Here is a 24,821-nt window from a genome sequence, read left to right on the forward strand (position 1 = left end):
CAGCAACTTTCGTGCCTCCCTGGCGCCTATTTCTGTAGGAGCTGCCGCAGGCTGCGAAGCGGTGTGTCATGAAAAAACATTCGCAGCCTTCGGCAGCTCCTACAGGTAAAGGGTATTTCTGCGCGCAATCATCCACTTTTTTACGCAATCCGGCCCTACGTCAAATGACGTAGCCCGGTACGTCATGGTGCGTATACCCGGTTTTGCTCCTCGACCTCATGCTTGCCGCAGTCTCACCACAGGGCCTTTGCGGACCGTGGCGCATTTAAAAAAACAGGCAAGCACAGGAGCGGGAACATGAATTCACGACTGACAGGTGCCAAAAGGTTTTTGCCACGTCGATTGGCGCTGGGCGCTGCTGCGCTTTCGCTGATTGCGGCAGGGGTGTTCGGGCAAGTGGCGCTGGCCGATGACGCCAATACCACCGGGCTGGCCGTGACCGCGACCGAAGTGACGGTCGGCCAGTTGCACTCGGCTACCGGCACCATGGCCATCTCTGAGACAGGTTCGATCCAGGCCGAGCGTCTGGCCATCGACCAGATCAACGCCTCGGGCGGGATTCTCGGACGGCAGATTAAAGTCGTGCAGGAAGACGGCGCGTCTGACTGGCCGACCTTCGCCGAAAAAGCCAGGAAGCTGCTGGTAGGCGACAAGGTCGCGGCGGTATTCGGCTGCTGGACCTCCGCCTCACGTAAAGCCGTGTTGCCGGTGTTCGAGAAGGAAAACGGCCTGCTGTACTACCCGACTTTTTATGAAGGCCTGGAACAGTCGAAAAACGTGATTTATACCGGCCAGGAAGCCACCCAGCAGATTATTGCCAGCCTCGACTGGATCGCCAAAACCAAAGGCGCCAAAACCTTTTACCTGATTGGCTCGGATTACATCTGGCCGCGCACCTCCATGAAGATCGCCCGCAAGCACATTGAAAACGTGCTCAAAGGTACCGTGGTTGGCGAGGACTACTACCCGTTGGGCAACACTCAATTCGGCTCGCTGATCAACAAGGTCAAGCTGAAAAAACCTGACGTGGTGTTCGCCGCCGTGGTCGGTGGTTCCAACGTTGCCTTCTACAAACAGCTCAAAGCCGCTGGCGTTGACTCCACCAAACAGACCTTGTTGACCTTGTCGGTGACCGAAGACGAATTGCTGGGCATCGGCGGCGAAAACATGAAGGGCTTCTACGCCTCCATGAAGTACTTCCAGAGCCTTGATAACCCCAACAACAAAGCATTTGTCGACGCCTTCAAGGCCAAGTACGGCAAGGATTCGGTGATGGGCGACGTGACCCAGGCCGCCTATCTCGGCCCATGGTTGTGGAAAGCAGCAGTCGAGAAGGCCGGTAGCTTCGACATCGACAAAGTGGTCGCCGCATCACCTGGCATCGAGTTGAAAACCGCACCTGAAGGCTACGTCAAGGTTCACGAAAACCACCACCTGTGGAGCAAGACCCGCATCGGTGAAGTGCAGAGCGATGGTCAGTTCAAGGTGATCTACGAGTCGGATCTGATCGAGCCGAATCCGTTTCCGAAGGGTTACCAGTAACCGCTGAATCCACCATCCCTGTAGGAGTGAGCTTGCTCGCGATCGGCTGCGAAGCAGTCGTAAAAAATGGCGAATCCAACATTGTTTGAAGGCCGTGCCGGCCTTATCGCGAGCAAGCTCACTCCTACAGTTGAATTGAGGTGGCGTTTTCGCGCACCTCTTTCCACCTCGGAGACCATCATCATGGAATGGCTATCGGAATTTGGTGCCATCGCGGTCATGCAGGGGTTCAACGGGTTATCCGTCTTCTGCGTACTGCTGCTGATGGCCCTGGGGCTGGCGATTATTTTCGGCCAGATGGGCGTGATCAACATGGCCCACGGTGAGTTCCTCACCATTGGCGCGTATACCACCTACGTGATGTCCAGCCTGACGCTGCAGTACCTGCCGTCCATGCAGCCGTACTACTTTTTCTTCGCCATTGCGTTGTCGTTCGTGGTGGCCGGGGCCATTGGCTGGGTTGTCGAATCGGTGATGATCAGCCGTTTGTACCATCGCCCTCTGGATACCTTGCTCGCCACCTGGGGTTTGTCACTGGTCATGCAGCAAGCCTTTCGCTCGATCTTCGGCGCCCGCGAAGTCAGCGCCACCCCGCCTGAATGGCTGATGGGCTCAGTGAGCCTCAGCGATACCATCGAGATCCCTCGTAACGGCCTGTTTGTCATGGGCCTGACCATTCTGCTGACTGCGACGATCTTCCTGATGCTGTACCGCACCCGCTGGGGGCTGCATGTGCGCGCCACGGTGCAGAACCGGGTCATGAGCCGTGCGGTGGGCATCAATACCCGCAAGGTTGACCGCATGACGTTTGCCCTGGGCTGCGGTGTTGCCGGTGTCGCGGGCGCTGCGTTCACCACCATAGGCTCCACCGGGCCAACCGCGGGCTCGCTGTACATCGTCGACACCTTTCTGGTGGTGGTTTTCGGCGGTGCGCAAAGCCTGTTTGGCACTATCGCCTCTGCGTTTGCCATTGCTCAGACCCAGTCGATTTCCGAATTCTTCATGAGTGGTTCCATGGCCAAGGTGCTGACCCTGTCAGCCGTGATCCTGATTCTGCTGATGCGCCCGCAAGGGTTGTTCTCCAGCAAGGTCCGTAAATGAACGTGTACGAAAATAAGGCGGCCCTATGAATGCTCTGAACAAAATGCTCGGCGGCAAGCAAGGCGTGGTTGGCCTGTTGATCCTGGCGATGCTGATTCTGGTGATCTTTCCGCTGACGCTGGATGCGTTCCGCCTGAACATGGTCGGCAAATACCTGACCTACGCCTTCGTCGCCGTCGGCCTGGTGCTGTGCTGGGGCTATGGCGGGATTCTCAGCCTGGGACAGGGCGTGTTTTTTGGCCTTGGCGGTTACTGCATGGCGATGTTCCTCAAGCTTGAGGCATCGGACCCGGAAAGCACCAAGATCCAGTCGACTCCCGGTATCCCGGATTTCATGGACTGGAACCAGATCACTGAACTGCCGTGGTTGTGGGTGCCGTTTCACAGCTTCACGTTCACCGTCATTGCAGTGATCGCCGTGCCAGTGATTCTCGCCCTGGTGATCGGTCTGTCGATGTTCAAGCGCCGGGTCGGTGACGTCTACTTTTCCATCGTGACCCAAGCCATCGCGCTGATTCTCACGGTGCTGATCATCGGCCAACAAGGGCTGACCGGTGGCGTCAACGGCATCACTGACCTGAAGACGCTACTGGGTTGGGACATTCGCAGCGACGGGGCAAAACTCGCCTTGTACTTCATCAATGCGGCGCTGCTGTTCGCGTGCATCCTGATCGGCAAATTCATCCTCGCCTCCAAGCTGGGCCGACTGCTGATGGCCATGCGCGACAAGGAAGAGCGGGTCCGTTTTTCCGGCTATGACGTGGCCAGTTTCAAGATATTCGTGTTTTGCGTAGCGGCAGCGTTTTCGGCCATTGGCGGGGCGATGTTCGCCTTGCAGGTGGGCTTCATGTCGCCGTCGTTCGTGGGCATCGTGCCCTCCATCGAAATGGTGATCTTCGCCGCCGTGGGCGGGCGCATGTCGCTGCTCGGCGCGGTGTACGGCTCGCTGCTGGTCAACTACGGCAAGACCTACTTTTCCGAATCCTTCCCTGAGTTGTGGTTGTACCTGATGGGCGGCCTGTTCATCGCGGTGGTCATGTACTTCCCCAACGGTCTGGCCGGTTTGTGGGAAAGCCACGGGCGCAAATGGCTTGCCGGTTTGCGCGGTAAACCTGCGCCGGTCCTTGAAAAGCCGCACATCACACCGGTACAGGCGATGCCCAAATCCAGCGTCACGCCATTGGAGACTCAGCCATGAGCAGCCCGACAGGCTTTCAGATGCACAAGCCGGTGTTGGCCATTGAAGGGCTGACGGTGTCTTTCGACGGTTTCAAGGCGGTGGACGATCTCAATCTGTACATCGACCGCAACGAGGTGCGGGTGGTCATCGGTCCTAACGGTGCGGGCAAGACCACGGTCCTTGATTTGATCTGCGGCAAGACCCGCGCAACAGGCGGCAGCATCCAGTTCGAGGGACGGGAACTGACCAAAATGCACGAGTACGACATCGTGCGTGCCGGGGTGGGTCGCAAGTTTCAGACCCCGTCGATCTACGACAACCTGAGCGTTTTCGAAAACCTGGAAATGTCCTTTCCGGCAGGGCGCTCGGTGTTCGGCGCACTGTTTTTCAAGCGTTCCGATGAAGTGGTCAAGCGGGTCAGGGACGTCGCGGCTGACATCTTCCTTGGTGATCTGCTTGAACAGCAGGCGGGTCTGCTCTCCCACGGGCAGAAGCAGTGGCTGGAAATCGGCATGTTGCTCATGCAGGACCCGCAACTGTTGATGCTCGACGAGCCCGTCGCGGGGATGAGCGTCAGTGAGCGTTCGCAGACTGCCGAGTTGCTCAATCGCATCAGTCAGGGGCGCTCGGTGCTGGTTATCGAGCACGACATGGAGTTCGTCAAAAGCATTGCCCACAAGGTCACCGTTTTGCATCAGGGCAAGGTGCTTGCCGAGGGCAGCATGGAGTCGGTGCAGACCAACCCGAAAGTCATTGAAGTCTATCTGGGCCACTAATCAGGAGCGCGGCATGTTCAAGATCAATCAGCTGGCGTGTGGTTATGGCCAGAGCCAGATCCTTCATGGCCTGGACCTCAGCGTCGAGAAGCAGGAAATCGTGGCGGTCATGGGCCGCAACGGCATGGGCAAAACCACGCTGTTCAAGAGCCTGATGGGCATCCTGCCGCAGTGGGGCGGCCAGGTGCAGGTCGAGGGCGTTGACGTGTCGGCCATGGAAACCCATTCCCGGGTCGCACACGGCATGGCTTACGTGCCGCAGGGGCGGATGATTTTTCCGGCCATGAGCGTGCTGGAAAACATCCAGACCGGCTTGCCGGCATCGGCTCGCGGCATCGTGCCGGAAGACTTGTACGCGTTGTTCCCGGTGCTTTACGACATGCGTGGCCGACGCGGCGGCAACCTCTCTGGAGGTCAGCAGCAGCAACTGGCGATTGCCCGTGCGCTGGCGACCAACCCCAAGGTGTTGCTGCTCGATGAACCCACTGAAGGCATCCAGCCTTCGATCATCAAGGACATCGCCCGCACCCTGAAAGAGATCCGCACGTTGCGCAACCTGACCATTGTGGTTTCCGAGCAGGTGCTGTCGTTCACCCTGGAAATCGCTGACCGGTTTCTGGTGATCGAGAAGGGCCGCTTCGTGATTGAAGAGACCCGGGCCAATGTCGATGAAGCGACGATCAGTCGGTATTTGTCGGTTTAGTTCGCTGTGAATTTTTGTCCGGCCTTATCGCGGGCAAGCACCGCTCCCACATTTACACCCCATTCCCATGTGGGAGCGGTGCTTGCCCGCGATGCAGGCGCCACCTAGCCTAAGGAGAAACGCCATGACCGAAACGCTGATCAAAGTCGACCTCAACCAGCCCGCTACTGAAAACGAGAACATTCACAACCGCTGGCACCCGGATATTCCGATGGCGGCGTGGGTCAAGCCGGGGGATGACTTTATCCTCGAAACCTATGACTGGACCGCAGGCGCGATCAAGAACAATGATGACGCGAGCGATGTGCGTGACGTGGACCTGTCCACCGTGCATTACCTGTCCGGGCCGATTGGTGTGCATGGTGCCGAACCGGGTGACTTGCTGATCGTAGACCTGTTGGACATCGGCGCGCGGGCCGATTCCCAGTGGGGGTTCAACGGGTTTTTCTCGCGGCAGAACGGCGGTGGTTTTCTCACCGATCATTTCCCGTCGGCACAGAAAGCCATCTGGGACTTCAAGGGCATGATGACCAGCTCCCGGCACATTCCCGGTGTTGAGTTCGCGGGTCTGATTCATCCGGGGCTGATCGGCTGCCTGCCGGATCACAAGATGCTCGCCGAATGGAACAAGCGCGAACAGGAACTGATCGACACCAACCCGACCCGCGTGCCGCCACTGGCCAATCCGCCTTATGCGAAAACTGCGCATCTGGGCAAACTCAAAGGGCCTGCTCGCGACATGGCGGCAGCCACTGGCGCAAGGACTGTGCCGCCCCGTGAACATGGCGGCAACTGCGACATCAAGGATTTGTCCCGTGGTTCGAAAGTGTTCTTCCCGGTCTATGTCGACGGTGCAGGACTGTCAGTAGGCGATCTGCATTTCAGCCAGGGCGACGGTGAAATCACCTTCTGCGGCGCGATCGAAATGGCCGGCTGGGTGCACATGCGCGTCGAGTTGATCAAGGGCGGCATGGAGAAGTACGGCATCAAGAACCCGGTGTTCAAGCCCAGCCCGATTGTGCCCACGTACAACAAATACCTGATCTTCGAAGGTATCTCGGTGGACGAGTCAGGCAAGCAGCATTATCTGGACGTCAACATTGCCTATCGCCAGGCGTGCCTGAACGCCATCAACTACATGACCAAGTTCGGCTACTCACCGGCTCAGGGTTACGCGTTGCTCGGTTCAGCACCGGTGCAGGGCCATATCAGCGGCATTGTCGACATTCCCAACGCCTGCGCGACGCTGTGGCTGCCGACGGAGATCTTCCAGTTCGACATCAACCCGAACGCCAACGGCCCGACCAAATTCATTGATGGGCTGGTTGATTTGCCGATTGCTTACGATTTGTAGATTGTCGTCACCTCTCTGTAGGAGCTGCCGAAGGCTGCGAAGCGGCGGGTCAGTCGAACCCATTCGCAGCCTTCGGCAGCTCCTACAGGAGATCACTATCAGGAATCTGGCCCATGCCCATGTACGAATTCGATTGCCCCAGCTGTGGGGATTTCTCCGCCCTCAAGCCGATGGCCGAAAGCGGTGCGCCGTGCGCCTGCCCGCAATGCGGCGAGTCAAGCATGCGGGTGATTTTGTCTGCGCCGGGTTTGAGTACGGTGTCAGGCAATAAACGCCGCGCCATCGAGACCAACGAACGTAGCGCCCATGCGCCCAAGACCGTTGCCGAGTATCAGGACAGCAAACGCCACCCGAGCGGCTGCAGTTGTTGCGGGCCGAGCAAACCCGTGGTGCCCACCAAAACCAACCCCCATGCACTGAAAGGCAAGGCGACGGGACGGCCGTGGATGATCAGTCATTGAGGCTAAGTACTGGCTGGCTGCAGTCCTGTGGGAGCCGGGCTTGCCCGCGATATAGGCACCGCATATCTCAGGTCAATCGCATACAGCCTTATCGCGGGCAAGCCCGGCTCCCACATAAGCATCGTGTCAGAAGGATCAGTTTCGCCAAGGCCTCAGCCACAACGCCAGGCCTGCTAACAACACCGCCCCATACGCACAACTCAGCCCCAGTTGCAGCCAGGTGTCGCTGATCGGATGCAGCACCAGCGCTGCCACTAGCATGGCGGCGGCACCCAGTGCCCATTGGCTTTGCCACTGCACAAAAGTCAGCAATTGCTGGCGGCGCATCAACAGCAGGCCGGTGATAATCGCTCCGGCCAGCGCGGCAATGGCAATGCCGATCAGGCCAAGGAAAAACGGCAGCACCCCCAGCAGCAAGGCGTTGCACAGGTTGCCGATCAATTCGCAATTCAGCGGCATGCGGGTATCGCCCGCCGCGTAGGCATAGCGTGCCAACAAGGCATTCCATGCACCAAACATCAGTGGCACGGCAAACCAGGCGAGTAATTCCGGCAGCGGCCCGTCATGAGCCAGGCTGGGCAATAGCAAGACCACCAGCGCTCCGGAGGCGCCGATCAAACCGGCAATCGCGGGCAGGGTCAGCAAGGTGGCGCTGCTCAGTCCCTTGCGCAACAGTACAAGGCGCTGATCGGCCGCACTGCCGCTCATCAAGCCCAGCAGCACCTGATTGAGACTCATCAGGGCAATCAAGGGCAGATTGATCAGCTTGCGGGCCAGGTTGATCCAGGTCACTGCGCCTTCGCCCAGTAACGAAGCAACCATACGCTCCAGTAACGCCAAACCCTGGCTGGCAAGGTTGCTGCTCAACAGCGGCCCGATGCGTTGCAGCAGCTCCCGGCCAGCGCCGGGTTCGGCTTGCCATCGCCAAGGTTTCCAGCCCATCCGGTGTAACGTCGGCAGCAACGTGCCAGGCATCAGCAAACTGCCCAGTACGCAGGACAGCGCCAGGCCGACGGGTGTGGCGCCATGACTGGCAACGGCGAGGTAAATCACGGGCGGCAGGTTGAACAACAACGAGCCAAGCCCGGCCGTGACGAATCGTTGTTGGGCCTGCAGCGGCACGCACAACAATGCATGCAGCAAGAAGCCCGGTGCGCACCATGCCAGCCATTGCAGGCTGCTGCCTGCCAACGCGTAACCGCTGTCGTCCAGCCCCGGCCCGACGCCGCGTACCCACAATGGCGCGCCAAGGCTCAGCACCAGGCTCAGCGCCAGACCACACAGCAACAGGCGTGGCGCCAATGCATCCAGCCAGCGTTGTTGTGCAGGCAGATCGCGCTGTTGGTACAAGGGCAGCGCCGCTGCGCTCAACAAGCCCGCCGCCAGCGCCATACGCAGTGCTTCAGGGAGGAACATCGAGACCAGAAACGCGTCGCTTTGCGCCCCGGCACCCCACGCAGCCACCAGCAGCCATTCACGGGCAAACCCCGCGGCCAGGCCGGTCAGCGTGGCGAGGGTCAGCCACAGGGTTGAGCCGAGCATGCGTCAGCCTTAATGAAACAAAGTGAACAGGCCTTTGCCGCCCACTTTGTAGTTGAGACCGCGTGCCCGTTCGCCTTTGATCTCGGCGTTCGGCCCACCGACGATGGCATAGGGCGGGACAGGTTTGGAGACCACGGCCGCGCCGCCGACCACCGCACCTTCGCCGATTTCGGCGCCAAAAGAGAGCAGGGCGCGGCTGCATATCCAGGCGTAGTCATGGATATACACCGGCCCGCCGACGGCCCAGAACTCCGGTGCCTGCAGGTCGTGACCGCCTGCGATGATCAAGACGTGGGAAGCGACGGTCACATGGTCGCCAATGATCAGGCCGCCGCGGGCATCCAGCTGGCAGTGCCAGCCGATGGTGGTGTCGTCCCCGATACGCAAGCTGTCGACGCCGAGGATTTCGGTGTTGCGCCACACGCTGGAGCCTTTGCCGATTTTAGCCCCGCCGATGCGCAGCCACGTCAGGCGCACAGTGTGGCTGGGGATCTTGCAGATCAGAATGTTGTACGCCTGTTCCCAGGTGCGCAGCATGCGGTCGCGCAGCGTGGGCCAGTTGATCCCGTAGAGGGGGATCAGCGCACCTTTCATTTCGCTGGACAGCAAGCGATAGAAACGCCGCGCCAGCGGATGTTCGATACGCGGTTCGATGTTCAGGTAGCTGATGAACGACAGCGTACGGCCCTTGATGGGCGTTTCGAACAGCACCTCGTTATCGAGCATCCACTGATAAGCGCTTTGCAGTTCTTCAAGTTCCACGCCCATCTTGCGTGCGTATTCAGGCAAGGCCAGGCGCAGGTCATGGGAGTGCATCAGACGGTGTTTCATGATTTCGATTCCTGCTCCGGTAATGGGTGTCGAACGAGGGCCGCCTGGGTTTTCAAGCGTTTTGCCTCATGCAGATTAATCCCCAGCATCAGCCAGAACACGGCGATCAGCACGCTGGTAAAACTGAAATAGTGGTCGAACAGGCCGCTGGCCAAGGCCGCGAGCAAGCCGGTGGTGGTGCCGAGCCAGATGGCGTTGTCGTGGGTCAGGGTAATGAAGCCGTCCTCGGGGCGGGTTTCACGCCACCAACTGACAGTGACGGCAATGAACAGCAGCATCCCGGGGATACCCAGCTTGTAAATGAAGTTCAGCCACAGGTTGGAGATACCGAACAGCGTCGCACCGGGCACCGGCGGATCGATCTTGAAACCAATGCCCATGGGGAATTTGGCCATGGCGTCCGGGAAGTGGCTGTATTCCAGAAAGCGAATCGCTGTACTGGTGTCGTCGTTGGTGAACAAGCCCACTATCCGTTCTTGTAGCGGCGGGTAAAACATCAGCAGCAGTGCACCGGCAATACCGCCGCCCATGAGCACCCGGCCCATTAACGGCACGCGCTTGCGGGCCATCCACATCATCACCAGCATCAGGCTGACCAGCGCGCCGCGGGAACCGGTCAACAGCAGACCGATACCGCCCAGTATGGCGACCGCAAAGCCCAGTGATCTCGGCCAGCCGACTCGCGTCATGCCTATGCAGAATGCCAAGGGTACGATCATGGCCATGGCGCCACCCGCTACGTTGGGGTGCATCCAGGGTGTGCCCATACGGCTGGCCAACGACAGAAGGCTTTCATCCAGTACGTCGGTGCCGCCGTAACCGAACATGCCGAGAATCGGGATAATGTCGGCAGCCGTGCGGTTTTTTAGAAACACCGGAATCGACAACAGCAGCAATAGCAGGGTGCCGAGCAACAGTGCGCAGATCATCTGCTCCCGGTACTTCTGCTGATCCAGCAAACGCGGTACCAGAAACAATGCCGACAGGTTGAACAACCAGCGCACCCAGTTGATAGGGCCGTTACCCAGCGCAGTGATGGTCAGTTGCCCGACGATGAACGGCAAAGCGCTATAAAGCATCAGCGCGATCAGCAAGCGTTCCGTTCGCATCAGCGCGGGCAATGGCGCTGGGTTGGTGAACATCCGGTGTGCCAGGTACGCAGCCCAGACCAGCATCAGCAGGGCCTCGGACACCGTGGTACGAATCCCGACATTGACTGTCGAGTAGGGCAGAAATGTGGCCAGCACGCCAAACAACAGCAGGCCGCGCAACGGTCGCCGAATCACCGTGGCAATGGCCACCACTCCGATCATTGCCGCCAGCACCTTGAACGCTGGCAGCAACCAGAACATTGCACCGAACAACAGGCCGAAGAGCAAGCCAACGGGCATTGCCAATGGCATCAGCGCAACTCCTCGATCAGCTCGTCAAAGCGCTGGTTGAATGCTTTGGGACCGTACCCGGCAGCCCAGGTTTTCAGCGTTTCAGGGTCTTCTTTTTCCGCACTGGCCAGCTCGCCCATGAGCGTGATCAACGCGCCGGTGTCGTTCGGTGAAAAGCGTGGGCTGCCGGGCGGGGTGATTTCATCCAGGGATGAACCACTGGCGACGGCGACCGGCGTGCCCACGCCCAGTGCTTCAACCACTGGCAGGCCGAAACCTTCTGCATAGGACGGCTGCCACATGCGGTCGGCCCGGGCGTAAACGGCGTGTAGCTCCGAATCGCTGATGTCGCTCAGGAAGTGCAGGCCGGGCAGGGCTTGCTGAGCCGGTGGCAGGTGTTCCGGCGCGCCGATCAGGATCAGGTCCGGTACATTTTCGAATTGCGTTCGCGCGCGTTGCCAGGCATCGATGAACCACGCCATGTTTTTGCGCGGCTCACGGGTGCCTACGCACAACCAGTAACGCTCGGGCAGTGTCCAGCCCAGCAGTTCGGAAGGCTCATCACTCCAGCCGCTGACCAGCGCGGGCAGTACGCGCAGTTTGTCGCGGGTTTCGGGGAACAGGCGCATGCATTCATCGGCGGTGAACTGTGACGGGGTCCAGATGCGATCAGCGACCCGCAGCGAGTGAGCAATGGACAGCCGATCGGTGACGCCGTAAATACGTGCCTTCAGCTGTGAGCCGTGACTGTTTTTAAGGGTCAGCTGGAACAGGTCCTGCAACTGCAGCACGTAACGCATGCCTTCCGGCTTGCGACCCAGAGGCAAACCCATGTTCATGTTGCAGATATACACCTGTACTTCTGCATCGCGCAGGGCTTTGGGCAGAAACAAGCCTTCAAAACGCAGCCGCTCGGGCAGCCGGTGGATGCCATTGAGAGGCGTGGCCCAGCGCGGACAGTGCGCCACACGGCGGATCGGATGCTCGAAAGGCGCCACGCTGAACAGTTGCACCTGGGTGTCGGGGTTGGCTCGCGCGGCTTCTTCCAGCGCAATGTTTTGCCGGCCGATGCCGCTGTTCGGGTAGCCGGTGGCCGGACGGTAATCAAGTCCTACACGCATGGGCGCGGCTCCTGTTTGGCTTTTACGGGGGACAGTCGAGTGTAGATTCGCTCCAGTTGAGCGGCGGACACCGACCAGTCGTGGTGGGTTTGCACGTACTTGCGTCCGGCCTCTCCGATCTGAGCCAGGCGTGCGGGTTGCTCAATGACTTCGGTGATGATTCGCGCCAGCTCCTGTGGGTCTTCGCTGCCCAGATAATGCTCGCCGTTGACCACGGCGAGTCCCGAACTGCCTTGCTCAGTGGTGACCACCGGTAAACCGGCCGCCATGGCTTCCAGTACTTTGAGCTTGGAGCCGCCGCCTTGACGCAGCGGGGCGAAAAATATCGCCGTGTTGTTCTGCAAGGCACGCAGGTCCGGTACGAACCCTTGAAACTCGATGCGCGGATCAGGCCAGCGTTCGCGCCACGAGTCGGGCAGGGCGAAGCCGCACACCACAAAACGCAGCGTGGGCGCGTGTTGCCAGACTTTCGGCATGATCTCGGTCAGTGCCCATTCGATGGCATCCACATTAGGCCCGTACTCGTAGTTGCCTATGAACAACAAGCGATTGCTGTAGGGATCAGGCTTGACCTGGGCGTAGTACCCGCAATCGACGCTGTTGACGACCACAGCAGTCGCCTTGCCACTGAGCCGGGAAATTTCCTTGGCGTCGTCTTCGGTTACCGCGATCAACTGATCGGCCTGACGAAAGACCCGGCTTTCCCAGTGGCGATAGCGCCAGCGATCAAATCTGGCGAACAGGCCAGCCCAACGCGGCAGCCGGTCGTAGCTGGTAGCACCCATGGCTGACTCGACATTGTGTTCAGTCATCACAAACGGTTTGCCCGATTGTTGCAGCGGCTTTTCAAACGGCTCGAAGCCATACGTGTGCTGAAGCTGGATCACGTCCCAGGGTTCTTCAAGCAGGCCTTCGAACACTTCGCTCAGACGTGGTGCATAGCCGTTGATACAGGCCAGCATCGGCGCCGGGGCCACAGCGATGGCCATCAGCGTCTTGGCACTTTTGAGCGGGCGGCGCGGCAACACGATCAGCCGCTCCAGCCACGGTTCCAGGGCGTCGCGGGTGCTTTGGTCGACATCGGTTTTGGACTGCACCAGCAAGGTGATCTGATGACCACGGGCGGCAAGGTTGCGCAGCAGGTGGTATTCCCGGGTTTTGCCGCCGCTGGTGGTTGGCCATGGCAGATAGGGTAGTGTCCAGAGAATTCGCATTGCTCAGGGTTTCCATTCCAGAATTTGCAGGGTCGGCTTGAGGGCCACGCTGATGCCTTGGGTATTGCTGTTACTGCCCAGTTCGGTGCGGACGCCGCTCAATGGATCGTGAAGTACCGCTGATTTGATCGCTGGAAAACTCAGGGTAGACCCCGTGGCACTCCAGAACATCAGCAGCCGTTTGCCGTCACCGCGGGTCCAGGGCACGGCATACAGATCGTTGGGCACCGCGCTCACGCCCGGCGGATCGGCTGGCTCAAGCCGCGGACCGGTAATCGTCAGAAAATTCTTCAGCGCGGTGTAGACCGGTTTCGGATTGCCTTGCAGGTCAAGCAGACCGTAGGCCTGATCCCGGGCGCTGGCGCGTTCGTCCAGGTCGCTGAGGTTGAACAGGAAGATCCGTTGATAGTCCAGCGCACTCATCAGTGCCAGGCGCCGCAACGTGTAGTCGGCCTGGCCTTGCAGGCCAATAATGGCCTGCATTTCCACCGGGCCGTTGTAGCTCGACCAGCCCCATTCGGTCGCCCAGACCTGTTGTACGCCATTGCTGTGCAGCAGGTTGTTCATGGCGTTCGCTTTGACCAGAAAATCGCGGTCGGGCGGGGAGTCACCTTCAGGGTATTCGGAATACGGGTGGTAGGCGGCCACGATGTTTCGGGTGCCCAGACCACGGTCCAGCAACGTCTGCAGCATGTAACCCGACGTACTGTGCATCTGGCTGTAATAAGCCATGCCAGCGGTGACGATGGTCTTGTCCGGTTCGGCGGCACGGATGGCGTTGGCGGCGGTGGTCAACAGGTTGTCATAGGCCACCGGGTCCTCTTTGGGGAGCCAGATAATGTTGGGCTCGTTCCAGACTTGCCAGTTGTTGACCTGCGGATAGCGTTTGGCCAACGCCGCCATGCGCGCGGCGAACAGATTGAAGTCCCTCGGCGGGTACTGATCGCGGCTGGCGACGCCTTCCGGAGCGCTGCTGGCGTAAGGCGCAGACCCGACCAGATAGGCGAGGATGTTGTAGTGATGGGTATTCATGGTCGCCATCGCGCCGTCCAGGTCACCCAGATCGAACTGGTTCTGCTCGGGCTCGATGATCGGCCAGTGGATGGTCAGACGTACCCAGTTCAGGCCCAGCGCGTCCAGATGGTCCATCTGCTGCTGATACATGGCAGGTGAAAAATACTGGAACTGCGCGTTGACCCCCAGGAAGTCCTGCCAGGCCACCGCGCGAGGGGCGCGCAGAATGGTTGCCGCCTCGGCATCAGGTATCAGATCAGACACCAGTGCTGAACACGCCAGAATACTTGCCAACCACAAACCCGCTGCTGATTTCATCTCAATCGGCCTCGCATGCCTGTTGGAACAACAAACGGAAGCGTTCGGCGGTCTGGCTCCAGACTCGCTGCTGCCCCAGAACACTGGCCTGTGCGGCCCATTGCGCAGCCCGTTCCGGCACCGCGCAGACTTCGTTCAATGCAGTACTCAGGGCTGCAACATTGCCTTGAGGGAAAATCATGCCGTTGCCGTGGGAAACCTCTTCGGCAAAGGAACGGGCATCTGATGTGATGACCCCGCGTCCGCAAGCCACCGCCCAGGAGAGCGCGCCGCTGGTGCCGCGCAATTTCCCGAGCAGCTTCAATTTGCTGGATTCACGATAGGGTAGAACCATCACGTGGTGGGCCTGAATGACCTCTGCAATGGCATTCGCAGGCAGGTCCAGATCCCAGTCGATCAGGTCGCTCAGTTCGAGTTGGTTGATGCGCAGGCGTAACTGATCCAGATAGCTGCCGGACGGACCGAAGGCCATTTCAGGCTCGCTGCCGCCTGCCAGCGTCAATCGCACCCGTGTGCGCAGTTGCGGCTGACGGGTGAGCAGGTTGGCGAGGGCATCCAGCAAGTCTTCAATGCCTTTGCCGCGATAAATAAAACCGAAATACAGCAAGCGCATGGGTTGTAACGGCGGCAGCGGGGCCGGAGGAATCGGCAGGTTGCCGTGGGCAATGACTGCCATTTGTTCTTCGCGCAACCCCATCCGCTGGCGCAGTGCAACGCTGCCCGCCTGTGTCAGCGTCACCAGGCGGGTCATGCTGCGCGCCAGTTGCCGCTCTTCGTACAGACAAAGAGGGTCGGCAATGACTGTGGCAATTTCCGGGAAGGGCGAGGGCAGCGAACTGGCTGCAGATAACGGCCACGGCAGCCTGGCCCGACGCCATACCAGACGCTCCGGATCATGCACGGTTGCGGTGAGTGGCAGTTGCGGGAAGCGCTGACGCAAGGTGCGCAAGGCATGAAATTCAGCCAGGCGTCCGCCACCGATTTCGGCATGGACCAGATCAATCCCTTGCCAGTCGGTCTCGGCCACCCGCTGTACTGCGCGGACCTGATCGTTACCGATGCCCGCAAGCGGCGTGCTGACGCGCACGCCGAGGCTCTCAAGCGCGTTCTTGAGATGCCCGGCGTAGTCGGCAATGCCATTCTGTTCGGGCGGCAGTGGTGCGAGGAGGGCAATGTGCATATCAGCCTCGCGTCTGGAAGCGCTTGAGAAAATCCATCACGCGTTTTGGCACTTTGTAACGGCGACGGTTGATGATGATGCCGTCGACTTTTTTGAACGCGGTATGCAGGGTCGCCAGCACGTTTTCCAGCATCGGTACGGTGGTTTCCTCTGCTTTGACGATCAGCAGAATCAGGTCGGCATCGCGTAACAGGGCGAAGGCATTCTGGTTGGTGAAGATACTGGAGGCATCGATCAGCAATATTTCCCCCGGTACAGCCGGGCCGGGGCCTTCGGTGCGTACGGTGTAGCCGTGCTCATGAAGCAGGCTGGCCAGCTGACTGATGACGAAGCTGACGCCTTCGCCTTCATGAGACGAGGTGAAGCCGAGCGCCAGGCCCTTTTCCGTGACCTGCCGCAACGGCAAGGTGCCGTACAGCCTGTGCAGGCTGGCCGTGAATGCCGTGTTGTGCGTGTCCTGAACGCTGCTCAATTCCTGAAGGCTGGTCCAGACCGGTACCCCAAAACGGGTTTCGATCTTGTCGCCGTCGTGGATCCGCTGATCCAGCAGGTAGAAGAAGTACAGGGCAACCAGGCCGACGCCAACACTCAGCGGGAACGCCAGAAGCAGCATCAACAGGCTTTTTGGGAAGACCCGGCTGGGGTTGTAAGTCGCCTGCTCGATGATCGCGATGTTGCTGATCTGGCTGCGGTCCAGTTCACGGTCGATGCGTGCTTTCTCAAGGCTGCTGCTGTAGAGCGCAAAGCTCTTTTCGCTGGCGTCGAGTTCGCCCTGCAAGCGAGACATTTCAGGTTCCAGATTCAACGCCAGTTGCCGGCTTTTTTCCCATTGCGCCAATTGCAGGTTTTGTTGCGTCAATTGCGTTTGCAGTCGCGCATAGCTGGCCTGCTGGTCGGCCAGCACGTTTTGCATCCGGTTGTAGATCGGGTTGGGTGTAATGCTTTCCGAGCGCTGGATGGTCGCATCCTGCTCACTCAGAAGCTGCTTCAGATTGGTGATTTCCTGGTTCAGCGCGCGAACCGGTGGCGCGGTCTCTTTGAAGGAGCGCAGCAGTTCCTGGCGCTCGACTTCCTTGCCGTTGATACGGTTTTGCAGGTCCTGACGGTTGGGGTTGAGGCTCAACTCACGACCGGCACTGACTGTCTTCGACTGCTGCTTTAGTTGCTCTTGCAGCTTGTCGAGCCCGGCCTTGGTCGAGGCAATGGAGCGCAAGGTGTTGTTACGTTCGGTGGTCAGGTCGTTGAGGCCCTGAGACGTATCCGCCAGCCGCTGGGCAATGCTGACCGCGCCGAGTTGATTGAGGTACGTCTGAATCTGTTTCTTGTAGCTGAGAATCCGCGCCTGAGTGTCTTTGACTTCGGTTTCATAGAACTGATAAAGGCTGACGCGACCCAGCACCCGGGTACGTTGTTGTTCGTATTCGGAGATCCACGTTTCGAGTACTTCCTTTGCAACTTGCGGATCATTCCAGGAAAACGTCAGTTCCATCACCGCGGAACCCGGGTCGTGGCTGACTTTGAAGTTCTTGGACAGGTCTTCAGCGAGACGCTCTTCCGGAGAGCGTTTCTCTACCAGCCCAATCAGTTGCAGTGCGCCGCGGAATACACCGATGACCGAACTCACCGTGTCCTTGAGCAGGTTCTTCACCGAGGCCAGAAAGCCTTGTTCCTGTTCGGCATTGGAGAGCTCGGCCAGGTACTTCTCCGCGACCGTACGCATGATCGGCCGGCCGGTCAGCATGCGTTCTTCGTCGAGGATCGGGTCGCGCTGGGCGCTGGGAATCACGATCGCCTGCCGGTCTGCGAACTCGATCGGCACGGTGCTGCTGTCGCGGCCCGGTTTGACCAGCAACAGGGCGGTGGATTCATAGCGGTTGGGCAGCAGGAACGCGCCGAGCACGATGATGATGAACGTCACCATGACCGTGAGTCGGACTTCCTGCTTGAAAATGAAGAACAGGCGCAACAAGTCGCGCAATGAACGAATATTGATCATGTCGTTTCCCTGACTTAGTTTTCGCTGCGCAAGTTGTAATTCACGCCGAAACCCAGCGACTTGGCGAAGGGTATCAACTGGTTGAAATACAGATTCACGCCGTCGGCTTTGTCACCTGCTGATGACTTGGGCACGAACACCACATCGCCGCGCTGGAGCAATACCGGGCCACGTGGCCCCGAACTGTCTGCCCAGAGCAGCTTGCTGTAGTCGAAAAAGTAAGTTTTGTAGAAACCGTTGTCTTCCTGGCGGAGCAGGGCAACCATCGTCGCGTCTCCGTCGTTGGCCACGCCACCTGCGCCGACAATCGCCTGCACCAGCGTGGTGGCGACCGTGGCGGACAGGGCCGTCGAATTGCGCACTGCGCCGCCAACGAACACGGTATTACCGGGTGATTGCGAGATGTTGATGGTCATCGCGGTTTCACGGTAAACGTCCTGCAATTTGCTCTGCAGGTGTTCGGTGAGCTCGGGCAAGGTCATGCCTGCGGCTTGTACCGAGCCGATATACGGATAGCTGAACGTGCCATCGTTGAGCACCTGGAACAGTGTCAACTCGTAGATGGAGTTAGCGGTGAAAGCGGAAATGGACGGCGCTTCACCGGTGTTTCGCACGATGCGCAGCGTATCGCCCGGGCGTACCCGTTGCGGTGGCAAAGGCTTGCCGGCAAGCGCACGGCCCGCCGCCTTGCCCGCTTCGATCTGTGCGGTATCGTCAGGCAAACCGACGCGTGCCGGGGTACTGCAGGCGCTGACCATTAACAGGCTCAGCACCAGCAGCGTGCTTGCGACCACCCCCAAACTCCTGTCTTGCATGAACTACTACTCCCGTATCGGGTAAAACCATCATGTAGGCGGGTTACCGCTGTCATCCGTGTTGCGTGTTTGTTTGCAAGCAGGTTGATCGTTGGGCCTTTTGTCACAGGCCAGGTCAGGACGCCGGAATCGGCGCCGCGACACGGCCGTAGACATCGGTGAAACGTACGATGTCGTCTTCACCCAGGTACTCGCCGCTCTGCACCTCGATCATGACCAGGTCGATCACGCCCGGGTTGACCAGGCGGTGCGTGTGGCCAGGCTTGATGAACGTCGATTCGTTGGTGTCGAGCATGAATTCACGCTCGCCGTTGGTTACCCGCGCCATGCCGCTGACCACAATCCAGTGTTCACTGCGGTGATGGTGCATTTGCAGGGACAGCGACGCTTGCGGGCGAACCACGATGCGCTTGATCTTGAAGCGCTTGCCTTCTTCGAGCACGGTGTAGGTGCCCCACGGACGCGTGACTGTACGGTGCAGGCGATAGGCATCGTGACCCTGGCGTTTGAGTTCCTGGGCGATGTACTTCACGTCCTGGCTACGGGTGCCATCTGCGATCAACAGCGCATCCGGTGTATCGATGATGATCAGGTCGTTCAGACCGACACCACCCACCATGCGCTTGGAGTCGATATAGCAGTTGCTCACGTCATGCAGCACCGTCGGACCGTTGCACTGGTTGCCATGCTCGTCAGCAGGCACGAGTTCACGGACAGCCTGCCAGGAACCGATGTCGTTCCAGCCAAGCTCGCAGGGGACAACGGCGACTTTGCTGGAGCGCTCCATCAACGCGTAGTCGACAGAAATGTCCGGTGCGGTGGCGAACGATTCGCTGTCCAGTTCGATTTGCAGTTCGTTATTGCCTTCTTTACTGACGCTCAGCTCCAGGCAGGTTTTGACGGTCGCCAGGACCTCAGGCGCGTGTTCGGCAAACTGATTGAGTAAACTGTCGGCGCGCATGCAGAACATGCCGGCGTTCCACAGGTGCAGGCCGCCGTCCAGGTATGCCTGCGCCGTTGCGGCGTCCGGCTTTTCGACAAAGCGCGCGACCTGATAGCCATCGCTGTTCAGCGACTGGCCCTTTTCGATGTAGCCAAAACCCGTTTCTGCTTTGCTCGGCAGGATCCCGAAGGTGACCAGCCAGCCGTCGTCGGCCAACAGCCGTGCCGCCTGGACTGCCTTGGAAAAGGCCGCCACATCGGCAATCAGGTGATCGGCCGGCAGCACCAGCAACTGCGCATCCTCGCCATACAGACGTGAGACGTGTAGCGCTGCAGCGGCCAGGGCAGGTGCGGTGTTGCGACCGAAAGGCTCAAGGATGAAATCCAGCTTGACCTTGGTTTTGTTGAGCTGGCGATAGTCATCGACCGTGCGGAAATAGACTTCCCGATTGGTCACGGTCAACAGGCGTCCAACGTCGGGCAAGCCAACGGCCCGATTGAAGGTTTTCTGCAGGAGGCTTTCGCCGTCGCGAAGACGCATGAAAGGCTTGGGCATGGCTTCGCGGGAGACTGGCCACAGTCGGGTGCCGGCACCGCCGGCGATGATGCAGGGGATGAGGATGCTCATCAATAAGCCTCTCGAGTGAAGAGCACTGCCGGAACAGTGCGCAGAAGGATGTAAATGTCGAACCAGACGGACCAGTTTTCGATGTACTCCAGATCGAATTCCACGCGCTTTTCGATCTTTTCCACGGTGTCTGTCTCACCACGGTAGCCATTGATTTGCGCCAGACCGGTGATTCCCGGCTTGACCCGATGGCGTGACGTGTACTCCTTCACCGCTTGCTCGAAGAGGATCCCGGCCGCCTTGGTGGCCGTTGCATGGGGGCGCGGCCCTACCATGGACATGCTGCCTGCAATCACGTTGAACAGCTGAGGCAGTTCGTCCAGGCTGGTTTTGCGGATGAAACGTCCGACCCGGGTAACCCTGGCATCACCTCGGGTGGTTTGCTGCTCTGCGGTCGCGTCGCTCTGGTGATGGTGCATCGAGCGGAACTTGCAGACCTTGATCATGCGGTTGTTGTAGCCATAACGGTTTTGCCAGAAAAACACCGGTCCACGGGAGTCCAGCTTGATGGCAATGGCGATGGCCAGCATCACCGGGGACAGCAGCAGCAAGGCCAGGCTTGACAGCAGCATGTCTTCAACCCGCTTGAAAAAAGGCGACCAACCGGAAAGCGGAACGTCGGACGCATTAAACATGGGCAGGTTGGCGACTTCGGTGATTCGGTTGTGCGCGTGGCGAAAGGCAACCATGTCGGGCACGAGCAGTACATTGACTGGCAGGCGACGTAATTCGCGAATGATGTAATCCATGCGGTTTTCCGCCGACCAGGGCAACGCCACCAACACTTGAGTGACTTTTTCTTCGCGAATTAGACGTTCCAGGTCATTGCTGTTACCCAACAGCGGCAGGCCTGCCATGGTTTTCGGCAAGCGCCCGATCCGGTCGTCGATGAAACCACTGACACCCGAACGGATGTCCTGATTGTCCAGCAGGTATTCAGCCAGCCGCTGGCCGTTTTCAGTGGCCCCCAGAATGATTGCGTTCTGCAGGAAAAAGCCTTTTTGCATGAAGTGCTTGAACAGCACCAGCATGAACAGCCGCTCAATGCAGAACAGCGCCAGACTGGTGATGTACCAGATCACCAGATGCTCGTTGGAGATGTAATCGAAAAACGCCAGCGTCTGGTGCATGAACAGCAACAGGCAGAACGCAGCAGACCAGGCGACGATGATCAGTCGAAAGCGCAGTGCGTTACTGAACATGGCTTCGGAGTAAACGCCCAGAGCCTGAAAGATGAGCACGCACAGCAGCCCGAAAAATACCTGCACGGCAAAATAACTTTGTGGCACCCCGGAAAAGCTGTCCGTGGAGAAGATCAGAATCAGCAGGCCTGGCAGGATGCAGGTGATCCCGTGGGTCAGGCGAATGCCGAACAGGAAATAAACGATCAAACTGGTTCTGGTTTGCAGGAGGCTGTTAACAGGCTGCAGACGCATAACGCTTCCTCACTTCTTCGGTCCGTGACAACTCAACTGCGATCCCAATACGAGGCGCGTTCAAGTAGAAGTCAATAAAATGTCCTTTCCTGACTTGCTTGGTGAATATAGCCATTAATTTGGCTTTTGCACGTCAGGTGAATCTAATTGTTACCAGCTATCCAGCGCGAAAATAGGCTTAATACTTTAGTTATGTAGGCGTTATCCGCGATTTTCGCAGGCATTCCCTCAAATGAGGGCATGAGGCCAGTAAAGCTCAAGACACAACTAAAGTCATCGCACGCGCTTGATTTCTCTTTCGAAATTGCCCCGGTAGACGCCTTTTCTGCAGCGTCTTTTTGTCAGGCTACGGCCCCGGAGGTAATGTTTTCGGGTGGATTGTTGTGGAATTGAGCATGCTAAAAATTTATCGGCCGCGAACGGGTTTTTTTCAATCCTTTGAGGTCAACATCTCCAGCGCATCAACTCTGGGGAGCACGCAGCAATGACACGACGGGCAATTTTGATTTTGCATGGCAAACAGGCACTCAACGAAGACGTGCGTGAGGCGGTGACTCGCAAGCGTCGCGAGGGCTGGGAGCTTGATGTTCGTCTGACGTGGGAGGGCGGTGATGCTCAACGTCTGGTCAGTGAGGCGCTGGCGGCCGGGCATTCGCAAATCATCGCGGGTGGTGGCGACGGAACGCTGCGTGACATCGCCGAAGCGCTTGCCAATGCCGAGACTGACGCTGAGCTGACGATCATGCCGCTGGGCACCGCCAATGACTTCGCTCGTGCTGCCGGGGTTCCGCTTGAGCCGGATGCGGCATTGGACCTGCTGGATGCCCCCGCGCGGCCTGTGGACCTGGGCGAGGTCAATGGCAAGGTGTTCATGAACATGGCAACAGGGGGCTTTGGCAGCCAGGTCACCGCCAATACGTCCGAGGACTTGAAAAAAGTGTTGGGCGGCGCAGCGTACCTGTTTACCGGCTTGTCGCGTTTCAGCGAGCTGAGTGCGGCCTACGGCGAGTTGAGCGGTCCGGACTTCCACTGGAGCGGCGAGCTGCTTGCACTGGGTATCGGCAATGGTCGCCAGGCGGGGGGCGGGCATGTGTTATGCCCGTCGGCACTGGTCGATGATGGTTTGCTGGATATCAGTATTCTGCCAGCACCGCAGGAAGTGGTCGGGACCCTCAGAGGCTTGCTGGAGGGTGGGCTGGGTATCGACAACATGTTTATCCGTGCCAGGCTGCCGTGGGTCGAACTCAAGTCTGCGCAAGGGCTGGACATCAATCTCGATGGCGAGCCTCTGTCCGGAGAGAATTTGCGGTTTTCGGCACGCAGCGCCGCGTTGAAGGTGCATCTGCCAGCTGGTTCGGAACTGTTCGGGCAAACCCCGCAGATCAATCGTCCAGACTGATGATGCCTTCACGTACACAAAACAGCACCAGCCCTGCCACGTCATGAATCTGCAGACGCTTCATGACTTGAGCACGGTGGGTCTCTACTGTTTTGATGCTCAGGCCAAGACCGCTGGCAATTTCCCGGGTGGATTTGCCGCGAACGATCAGCCGCAGGATTTCCATTTGTCGGGCCGTCAGGTTGTGAGTGTGCACAGTTTCTGACTTATCGGCCTGAACGCGGGTCAGGGCCTGATTGATGACGGTATGGGCGATCGCCGGGCTCAAGTAGCGTTCGCCGCTGCTCAGCGCTTGCAGGGCCTGTTCCAGTTCAGTGGCCGCAGCGTCTTTGAGCAAGTACCCGTGAGCGCCAGCTTCGAGCGCGCGCATGACCCGTGTCGGGTCGCTGTGCATGGACAGTATCAGTACTTTGCTGTCGGGCAAAACGTCATTCAGCGCCTTCAGAGCATCCAGGCCATCCATATCCTTCATGGAGATATCCAGCAGGATGATGTCGGGATTCAGTTCGGTGGCCAGGGCGCTCAATTGAGCACCATCGCAGGCTTCACCAATCACTGAATAACCGGGAATGTCAGCCACCAGAGCGCGAACGCCAGCCCTTATCAGGGAATGATCGTCAATCAACAGCAATGTGCAGGTCATCTCACCTTCTTGTCTATGCTTGCTCGTTCATGGGTGCGCGGGGTCCAGGGCAATAGCACGTCAATACGCGTCCCTTCGCCGGGTTCGCTGTGTATCGCCCATGTACCGTTCAGTAACCGAACCCGTTCAGCCATGCCGGACATGCCACGCTGCCCTTCAAGGGCCGGGTCTGCGGCCGGGGAAAATCCAAGTCCGTCATCGCTGATATGCAGTTCCAGACCCTGCGGCAGACGTCGCAAGCGTACCAGCAGATTTTTCGCCTGAGCGTGACGCAGCATGTTTGTGACCGCTTCCTGAATGATGCGAAAAGCAGTCACCGACATTTCTTCCGGGATACCGGCCAACGGTTGCTTGCACTCAAGACTCCAATGCACCTGACTGTCAGCCAGTGTGCGCAGCAGATGACCGCGAAGGCTTGCTTCGAGCCCAAGGCTGGTCAGTTGTCGGGGGTGCAGGATGGCCGACACATCGCGGACTTTGGCCAGGGTTTCGTCAAGTGTGTTGTTCAACTGCGCGCTGTGTTCGAGTAACTCGGAAGGCAGGCGGCGGCGTAACCATTCGGACTGGAGCTTGGCGGCGGTCAGCATCTGGCCAATATCGTCATGCAGTTCGCGGCTCAGGCGATGCCGTTCGGTTTCCTGAACCTGAAGCATATGCTCGGCCAGTTCTTGTGGCTGAAAGCGAATCGATTGGCCGTAACGAAGTTGCGCCTGCCAGACGCTGGCAAAGGTCGCGAGATTGAGCAACAGCAGGGCGACGGGGAATTCGTCAGAAGTCAGGTAGAGCGCGGTATTACCGATGGCTGCCCCAATGCATAGAACGGCATTTAGCCAGAGAGCATTCTTGGTACTGAGTGGCCGAAATCTGAAAACATTGGTACGGACATGCATAGCGATGGAGCCATCGTGTGGTCACTGCGAACAACCTGCCGTGCAGCATGCAGGTCAATATCAGGCGAGTCATTGACGGACCGCCTTGATCTCTAATTTCAGTCTCTTCCTGGAGATTTACCCGTGCGTCCTGCACGGTGGCCCGCATCTGGATAATGCTGGCGGTCGTGATCTTACCTCAATGTTTAAAGTTTGAACGAGTCGCCTTGATTCTGCGAAGGATCGCCGGCCTCGGTGGGCGGTCTGCGATAAACGCGCAGGCGCCAGACCTGGGGCGTTGCGAGCGCGGGGAACGTGTTGTTTATAGTGAAGCCGCAGAAGTTTTTTTGGGATCAGTGTGCTGTTTTTCAGGG

Annotated in this window: 21 protein-coding genes; 8 read left to right on the forward strand and 13 right to left on the reverse strand. The window is 58.9% G+C overall.

From position 1 onward, the window contains the following. Positions 1-297: 297 nt before the first annotated feature. The 7 genes from urtA (at position 298) to EE949_RS23055 (ending at position 7,117) form a co-directional block, all read left to right on the forward strand. Entirely contained in the window at positions 298-1,542 is a 1,245-nt protein-coding gene (gene urtA, locus EE949_RS23025) for an urea ABC transporter substrate-binding protein (RefSeq protein ID WP_122666390.1), read from the forward strand. A 183-nt stretch (positions 1,543-1,725) separates the two neighbouring features. Beyond that, positions 1,726-2,643 (forward strand): urea ABC transporter permease subunit UrtB, encoded by a 918-nt coding sequence (urtB, locus tag EE949_RS23030; protein WP_162873874.1) that lies wholly within the window; start codon positions 1,726-1,728, stop codon positions 2,641-2,643. 25 nt (positions 2,644-2,668) lie between these two features. Continuing rightward, complete coding sequence (gene urtC, locus EE949_RS23035; protein WP_122666391.1) at positions 2,669-3,841, forward strand: urea ABC transporter permease subunit UrtC; 1,173 nt, start codon at positions 2,669-2,671, stop codon at positions 3,839-3,841. Further along, the gene (gene urtD, locus EE949_RS23040; RefSeq protein ID WP_122666392.1) at positions 3,838-4,599 is read left to right on the forward strand and encodes an urea ABC transporter ATP-binding protein UrtD; all 762 of its coding nucleotides are present in this window, start codon (positions 3,838-3,840) and stop codon (positions 4,597-4,599) included. The genes urtC and urtD overlap by 4 nt, the downstream gene beginning before the upstream one ends. Before the next feature lie 13 nt (positions 4,600-4,612). Further along, positions 4,613-5,302 carry an urea ABC transporter ATP-binding subunit UrtE gene (gene urtE / locus EE949_RS23045; protein ID WP_122666393.1) on the forward strand — a complete coding sequence of 230 codons (690 nt, stop codon included), beginning with the start codon at positions 4,613-4,615 and terminating at the stop codon, positions 5,300-5,302. A 124-nt stretch (positions 5,303-5,426) separates the two neighbouring features. Continuing rightward, entirely contained in the window at positions 5,427-6,656 is a 1,230-nt protein-coding gene (gene fmdA, locus EE949_RS23050; RefSeq protein ID WP_122666394.1) for a formamidase, read from the forward strand. Between the two features lie 113 nt (positions 6,657-6,769). Further along, positions 6,770-7,117 (forward strand): FmdB family zinc ribbon protein, encoded by a 348-nt coding sequence (locus EE949_RS23055; RefSeq protein ID WP_122666395.1) that lies wholly within the window; start codon positions 6,770-6,772, stop codon positions 7,115-7,117. A 135-nt stretch (positions 7,118-7,252) separates the two neighbouring features. Here EE949_RS23055 and EE949_RS23060 read toward each other — a convergent pair whose 3' ends face one another. The 11 genes from EE949_RS23060 to EE949_RS23110 all read right to left on the reverse strand — a co-directional run bounded on the left by EE949_RS23060 (position 7,253) and on the right by EE949_RS23110 (position 21,536). After that, positions 7,253-8,659 (reverse strand): lipid II flippase MurJ, encoded by a 1,407-nt coding sequence (locus tag EE949_RS23060; RefSeq protein ID WP_122666396.1) that lies wholly within the window; start codon positions 8,657-8,659, stop codon positions 7,253-7,255. Between the two features lie 9 nt (positions 8,660-8,668). After that, positions 8,669-9,490, reverse strand: coding sequence for an acyltransferase (locus tag EE949_RS23065; protein WP_122666397.1), 822 nt, complete (start codon positions 9,488-9,490; stop codon positions 8,669-8,671). Beyond that, complete coding sequence (locus EE949_RS23070; RefSeq protein WP_122666398.1) at positions 9,487-10,893, reverse strand: O-antigen ligase family protein; 1,407 nt, start codon at positions 10,891-10,893, stop codon at positions 9,487-9,489. Before EE949_RS23070 ends, EE949_RS23065 begins: the two co-directional genes overlap by 4 nt. Further along, complete coding sequence (locus EE949_RS23075; RefSeq protein ID WP_122666399.1) at positions 10,893-11,993, reverse strand: glycosyltransferase family 4 protein; 1,101 nt, start codon at positions 11,991-11,993, stop codon at positions 10,893-10,895. Before EE949_RS23075 ends, EE949_RS23070 begins: the two co-directional genes overlap by 1 nt. Continuing rightward, positions 11,984-13,207, reverse strand: a complete 1,224-nt coding sequence (locus tag EE949_RS23080; protein ID WP_122666400.1) for a glycosyltransferase family 4 protein — start codon at positions 13,205-13,207, stop codon at positions 11,984-11,986. The genes EE949_RS23075 and EE949_RS23080 overlap by 10 nt, the downstream gene beginning before the upstream one ends. A gap of 3 nt (positions 13,208-13,210) precedes the next feature. Further along, entirely contained in the window at positions 13,211-14,539 is a 1,329-nt protein-coding gene (locus EE949_RS23085; RefSeq protein WP_122666401.1) for a cellulase family glycosylhydrolase, read from the reverse strand. A gap of 1 nt (position 14,540) precedes the next feature. Beyond that, positions 14,541-15,719: a glycosyltransferase gene (locus EE949_RS23090; protein ID WP_122666402.1), complete on the reverse strand. Its 1,179-nt coding sequence runs from the start codon at positions 15,717-15,719 to the stop codon at positions 14,541-14,543. Position 15,720: 1 nt separating this feature from the next. Then, on the reverse strand, positions 15,721-17,715 hold the full coding sequence (locus EE949_RS23095) for an exopolysaccharide transport family protein (protein WP_122666403.1): 1,995 nt from the start codon (positions 17,713-17,715) through the stop codon (positions 15,721-15,723). A gap of 14 nt (positions 17,716-17,729) precedes the next feature. Beyond that, entirely contained in the window at positions 17,730-18,530 is an 801-nt protein-coding gene (locus EE949_RS23100; protein ID WP_122666404.1) for a polysaccharide biosynthesis/export family protein, read from the reverse strand. 115 nt (positions 18,531-18,645) lie between these two features. Next, the gene (locus EE949_RS23105; RefSeq protein ID WP_122666405.1) at positions 18,646-20,100 is read right to left on the reverse strand and encodes a mannose-1-phosphate guanylyltransferase/mannose-6-phosphate isomerase; all 1,455 of its coding nucleotides are present in this window, start codon (positions 20,098-20,100) and stop codon (positions 18,646-18,648) included. After that, complete coding sequence (locus tag EE949_RS23110; protein ID WP_122666406.1) at positions 20,100-21,536, reverse strand: undecaprenyl-phosphate glucose phosphotransferase; 1,437 nt, start codon at positions 21,534-21,536, stop codon at positions 20,100-20,102. Before EE949_RS23110 ends, EE949_RS23105 begins: the two co-directional genes overlap by 1 nt. A 484-nt stretch (positions 21,537-22,020) precedes the next feature. Between EE949_RS23110 and yegS the strand changes: the two genes are divergently transcribed. Then, positions 22,021-22,935 carry a lipid kinase YegS gene (yegS, locus tag EE949_RS23115; RefSeq protein WP_122666407.1) on the forward strand — a complete coding sequence of 305 codons (915 nt, stop codon included), beginning with the start codon at positions 22,021-22,023 and terminating at the stop codon, positions 22,933-22,935. Here yegS and EE949_RS23120 read toward each other — a convergent pair. Both EE949_RS23120 and EE949_RS23125 read right to left on the reverse strand, forming a co-directional pair. Then, positions 22,919-23,578, reverse strand: a complete 660-nt coding sequence (locus EE949_RS23120; RefSeq protein ID WP_122666408.1) for a response regulator — start codon at positions 23,576-23,578, stop codon at positions 22,919-22,921. The two genes, yegS and EE949_RS23120, sit on opposite strands and share 17 nt — an antisense overlap. Continuing rightward, on the reverse strand, positions 23,575-24,468 hold the full coding sequence (locus EE949_RS23125) for a sensor histidine kinase (RefSeq protein ID WP_122666409.1): 894 nt from the start codon (positions 24,466-24,468) through the stop codon (positions 23,575-23,577). The genes EE949_RS23120 and EE949_RS23125 overlap by 4 nt, the downstream gene beginning before the upstream one ends. Between the last annotated feature and the right edge of the window lie 353 nt (positions 24,469-24,821).

It is taken from the genome of Pseudomonas viridiflava, assembly GCF_900602065.1.
Lineage (GTDB): Bacteria > Pseudomonadota > Gammaproteobacteria > Pseudomonadales > Pseudomonadaceae > Aquipseudomonas.

Coding starts and splice junctions, on each gene's coding strand:
- urtA (WP_122666390.1), top strand. CDS start 298: ATGAATTCACGACTGACAGGTGCCAAAAGGTTTTTGCCACGTCGATTG.
- urtB (WP_162873874.1), top strand. CDS start 1,726: ATGGAATGGCTATCGGAATTTGGTGCCATCGCGGTCATGCAGGGGTTC.
- urtC (WP_122666391.1), top strand. CDS start 2,669: ATGAATGCTCTGAACAAAATGCTCGGCGGCAAGCAAGGCGTGGTTGGC.
- urtD (WP_122666392.1), top strand. CDS start 3,838: ATGAGCAGCCCGACAGGCTTTCAGATGCACAAGCCGGTGTTGGCCATT.
- urtE (WP_122666393.1), top strand. CDS start 4,613: ATGTTCAAGATCAATCAGCTGGCGTGTGGTTATGGCCAGAGCCAGATC.
- fmdA (WP_122666394.1), top strand. CDS start 5,427: ATGACCGAAACGCTGATCAAAGTCGACCTCAACCAGCCCGCTACTGAA.
- EE949_RS23055 (WP_122666395.1), top strand. CDS start 6,770: ATGCCCATGTACGAATTCGATTGCCCCAGCTGTGGGGATTTCTCCGCC.
- EE949_RS23060 (WP_122666396.1), bottom strand. CDS start 8,659: ATGCTCGGCTCAACCCTGTGGCTGACCCTCGCCACGCTGACCGGCCTG.
- EE949_RS23065 (WP_122666397.1), bottom strand. CDS start 9,490: ATGAAACACCGTCTGATGCACTCCCATGACCTGCGCCTGGCCTTGCCT.
- EE949_RS23070 (WP_122666398.1), bottom strand. CDS start 10,893: ATGCCATTGGCAATGCCCGTTGGCTTGCTCTTCGGCCTGTTGTTCGGT.
- EE949_RS23075 (WP_122666399.1), bottom strand. CDS start 11,993: ATGCGTGTAGGACTTGATTACCGTCCGGCCACCGGCTACCCGAACAGC.
- EE949_RS23080 (WP_122666400.1), bottom strand. CDS start 13,207: ATGCGAATTCTCTGGACACTACCCTATCTGCCATGGCCAACCACCAGC.
- EE949_RS23085 (WP_122666401.1), bottom strand. CDS start 14,539: ATGAAATCAGCAGCGGGTTTGTGGTTGGCAAGTATTCTGGCGTGTTCA.
- EE949_RS23090 (WP_122666402.1), bottom strand. CDS start 15,719: ATGCACATTGCCCTCCTCGCACCACTGCCGCCCGAACAGAATGGCATT.
- EE949_RS23095 (WP_122666403.1), bottom strand. CDS start 17,715: ATGATCAATATTCGTTCATTGCGCGACTTGTTGCGCCTGTTCTTCATT.
- EE949_RS23100 (WP_122666404.1), bottom strand. CDS start 18,530: ATGCAAGACAGGAGTTTGGGGGTGGTCGCAAGCACGCTGCTGGTGCTG.
- EE949_RS23105 (WP_122666405.1), bottom strand. CDS start 20,100: ATGAGCATCCTCATCCCCTGCATCATCGCCGGCGGTGCCGGCACCCGA.
- EE949_RS23110 (WP_122666406.1), bottom strand. CDS start 21,536: ATGCGTCTGCAGCCTGTTAACAGCCTCCTGCAAACCAGAACCAGTTTG.
- yegS (WP_122666407.1), top strand. CDS start 22,021: ATGACACGACGGGCAATTTTGATTTTGCATGGCAAACAGGCACTCAAC.
- EE949_RS23120 (WP_122666408.1), bottom strand. CDS start 23,578: ATGACCTGCACATTGCTGTTGATTGACGATCATTCCCTGATAAGGGCT.
- EE949_RS23125 (WP_122666409.1), bottom strand. CDS start 24,468: ATGCATGTCCGTACCAATGTTTTCAGATTTCGGCCACTCAGTACCAAG.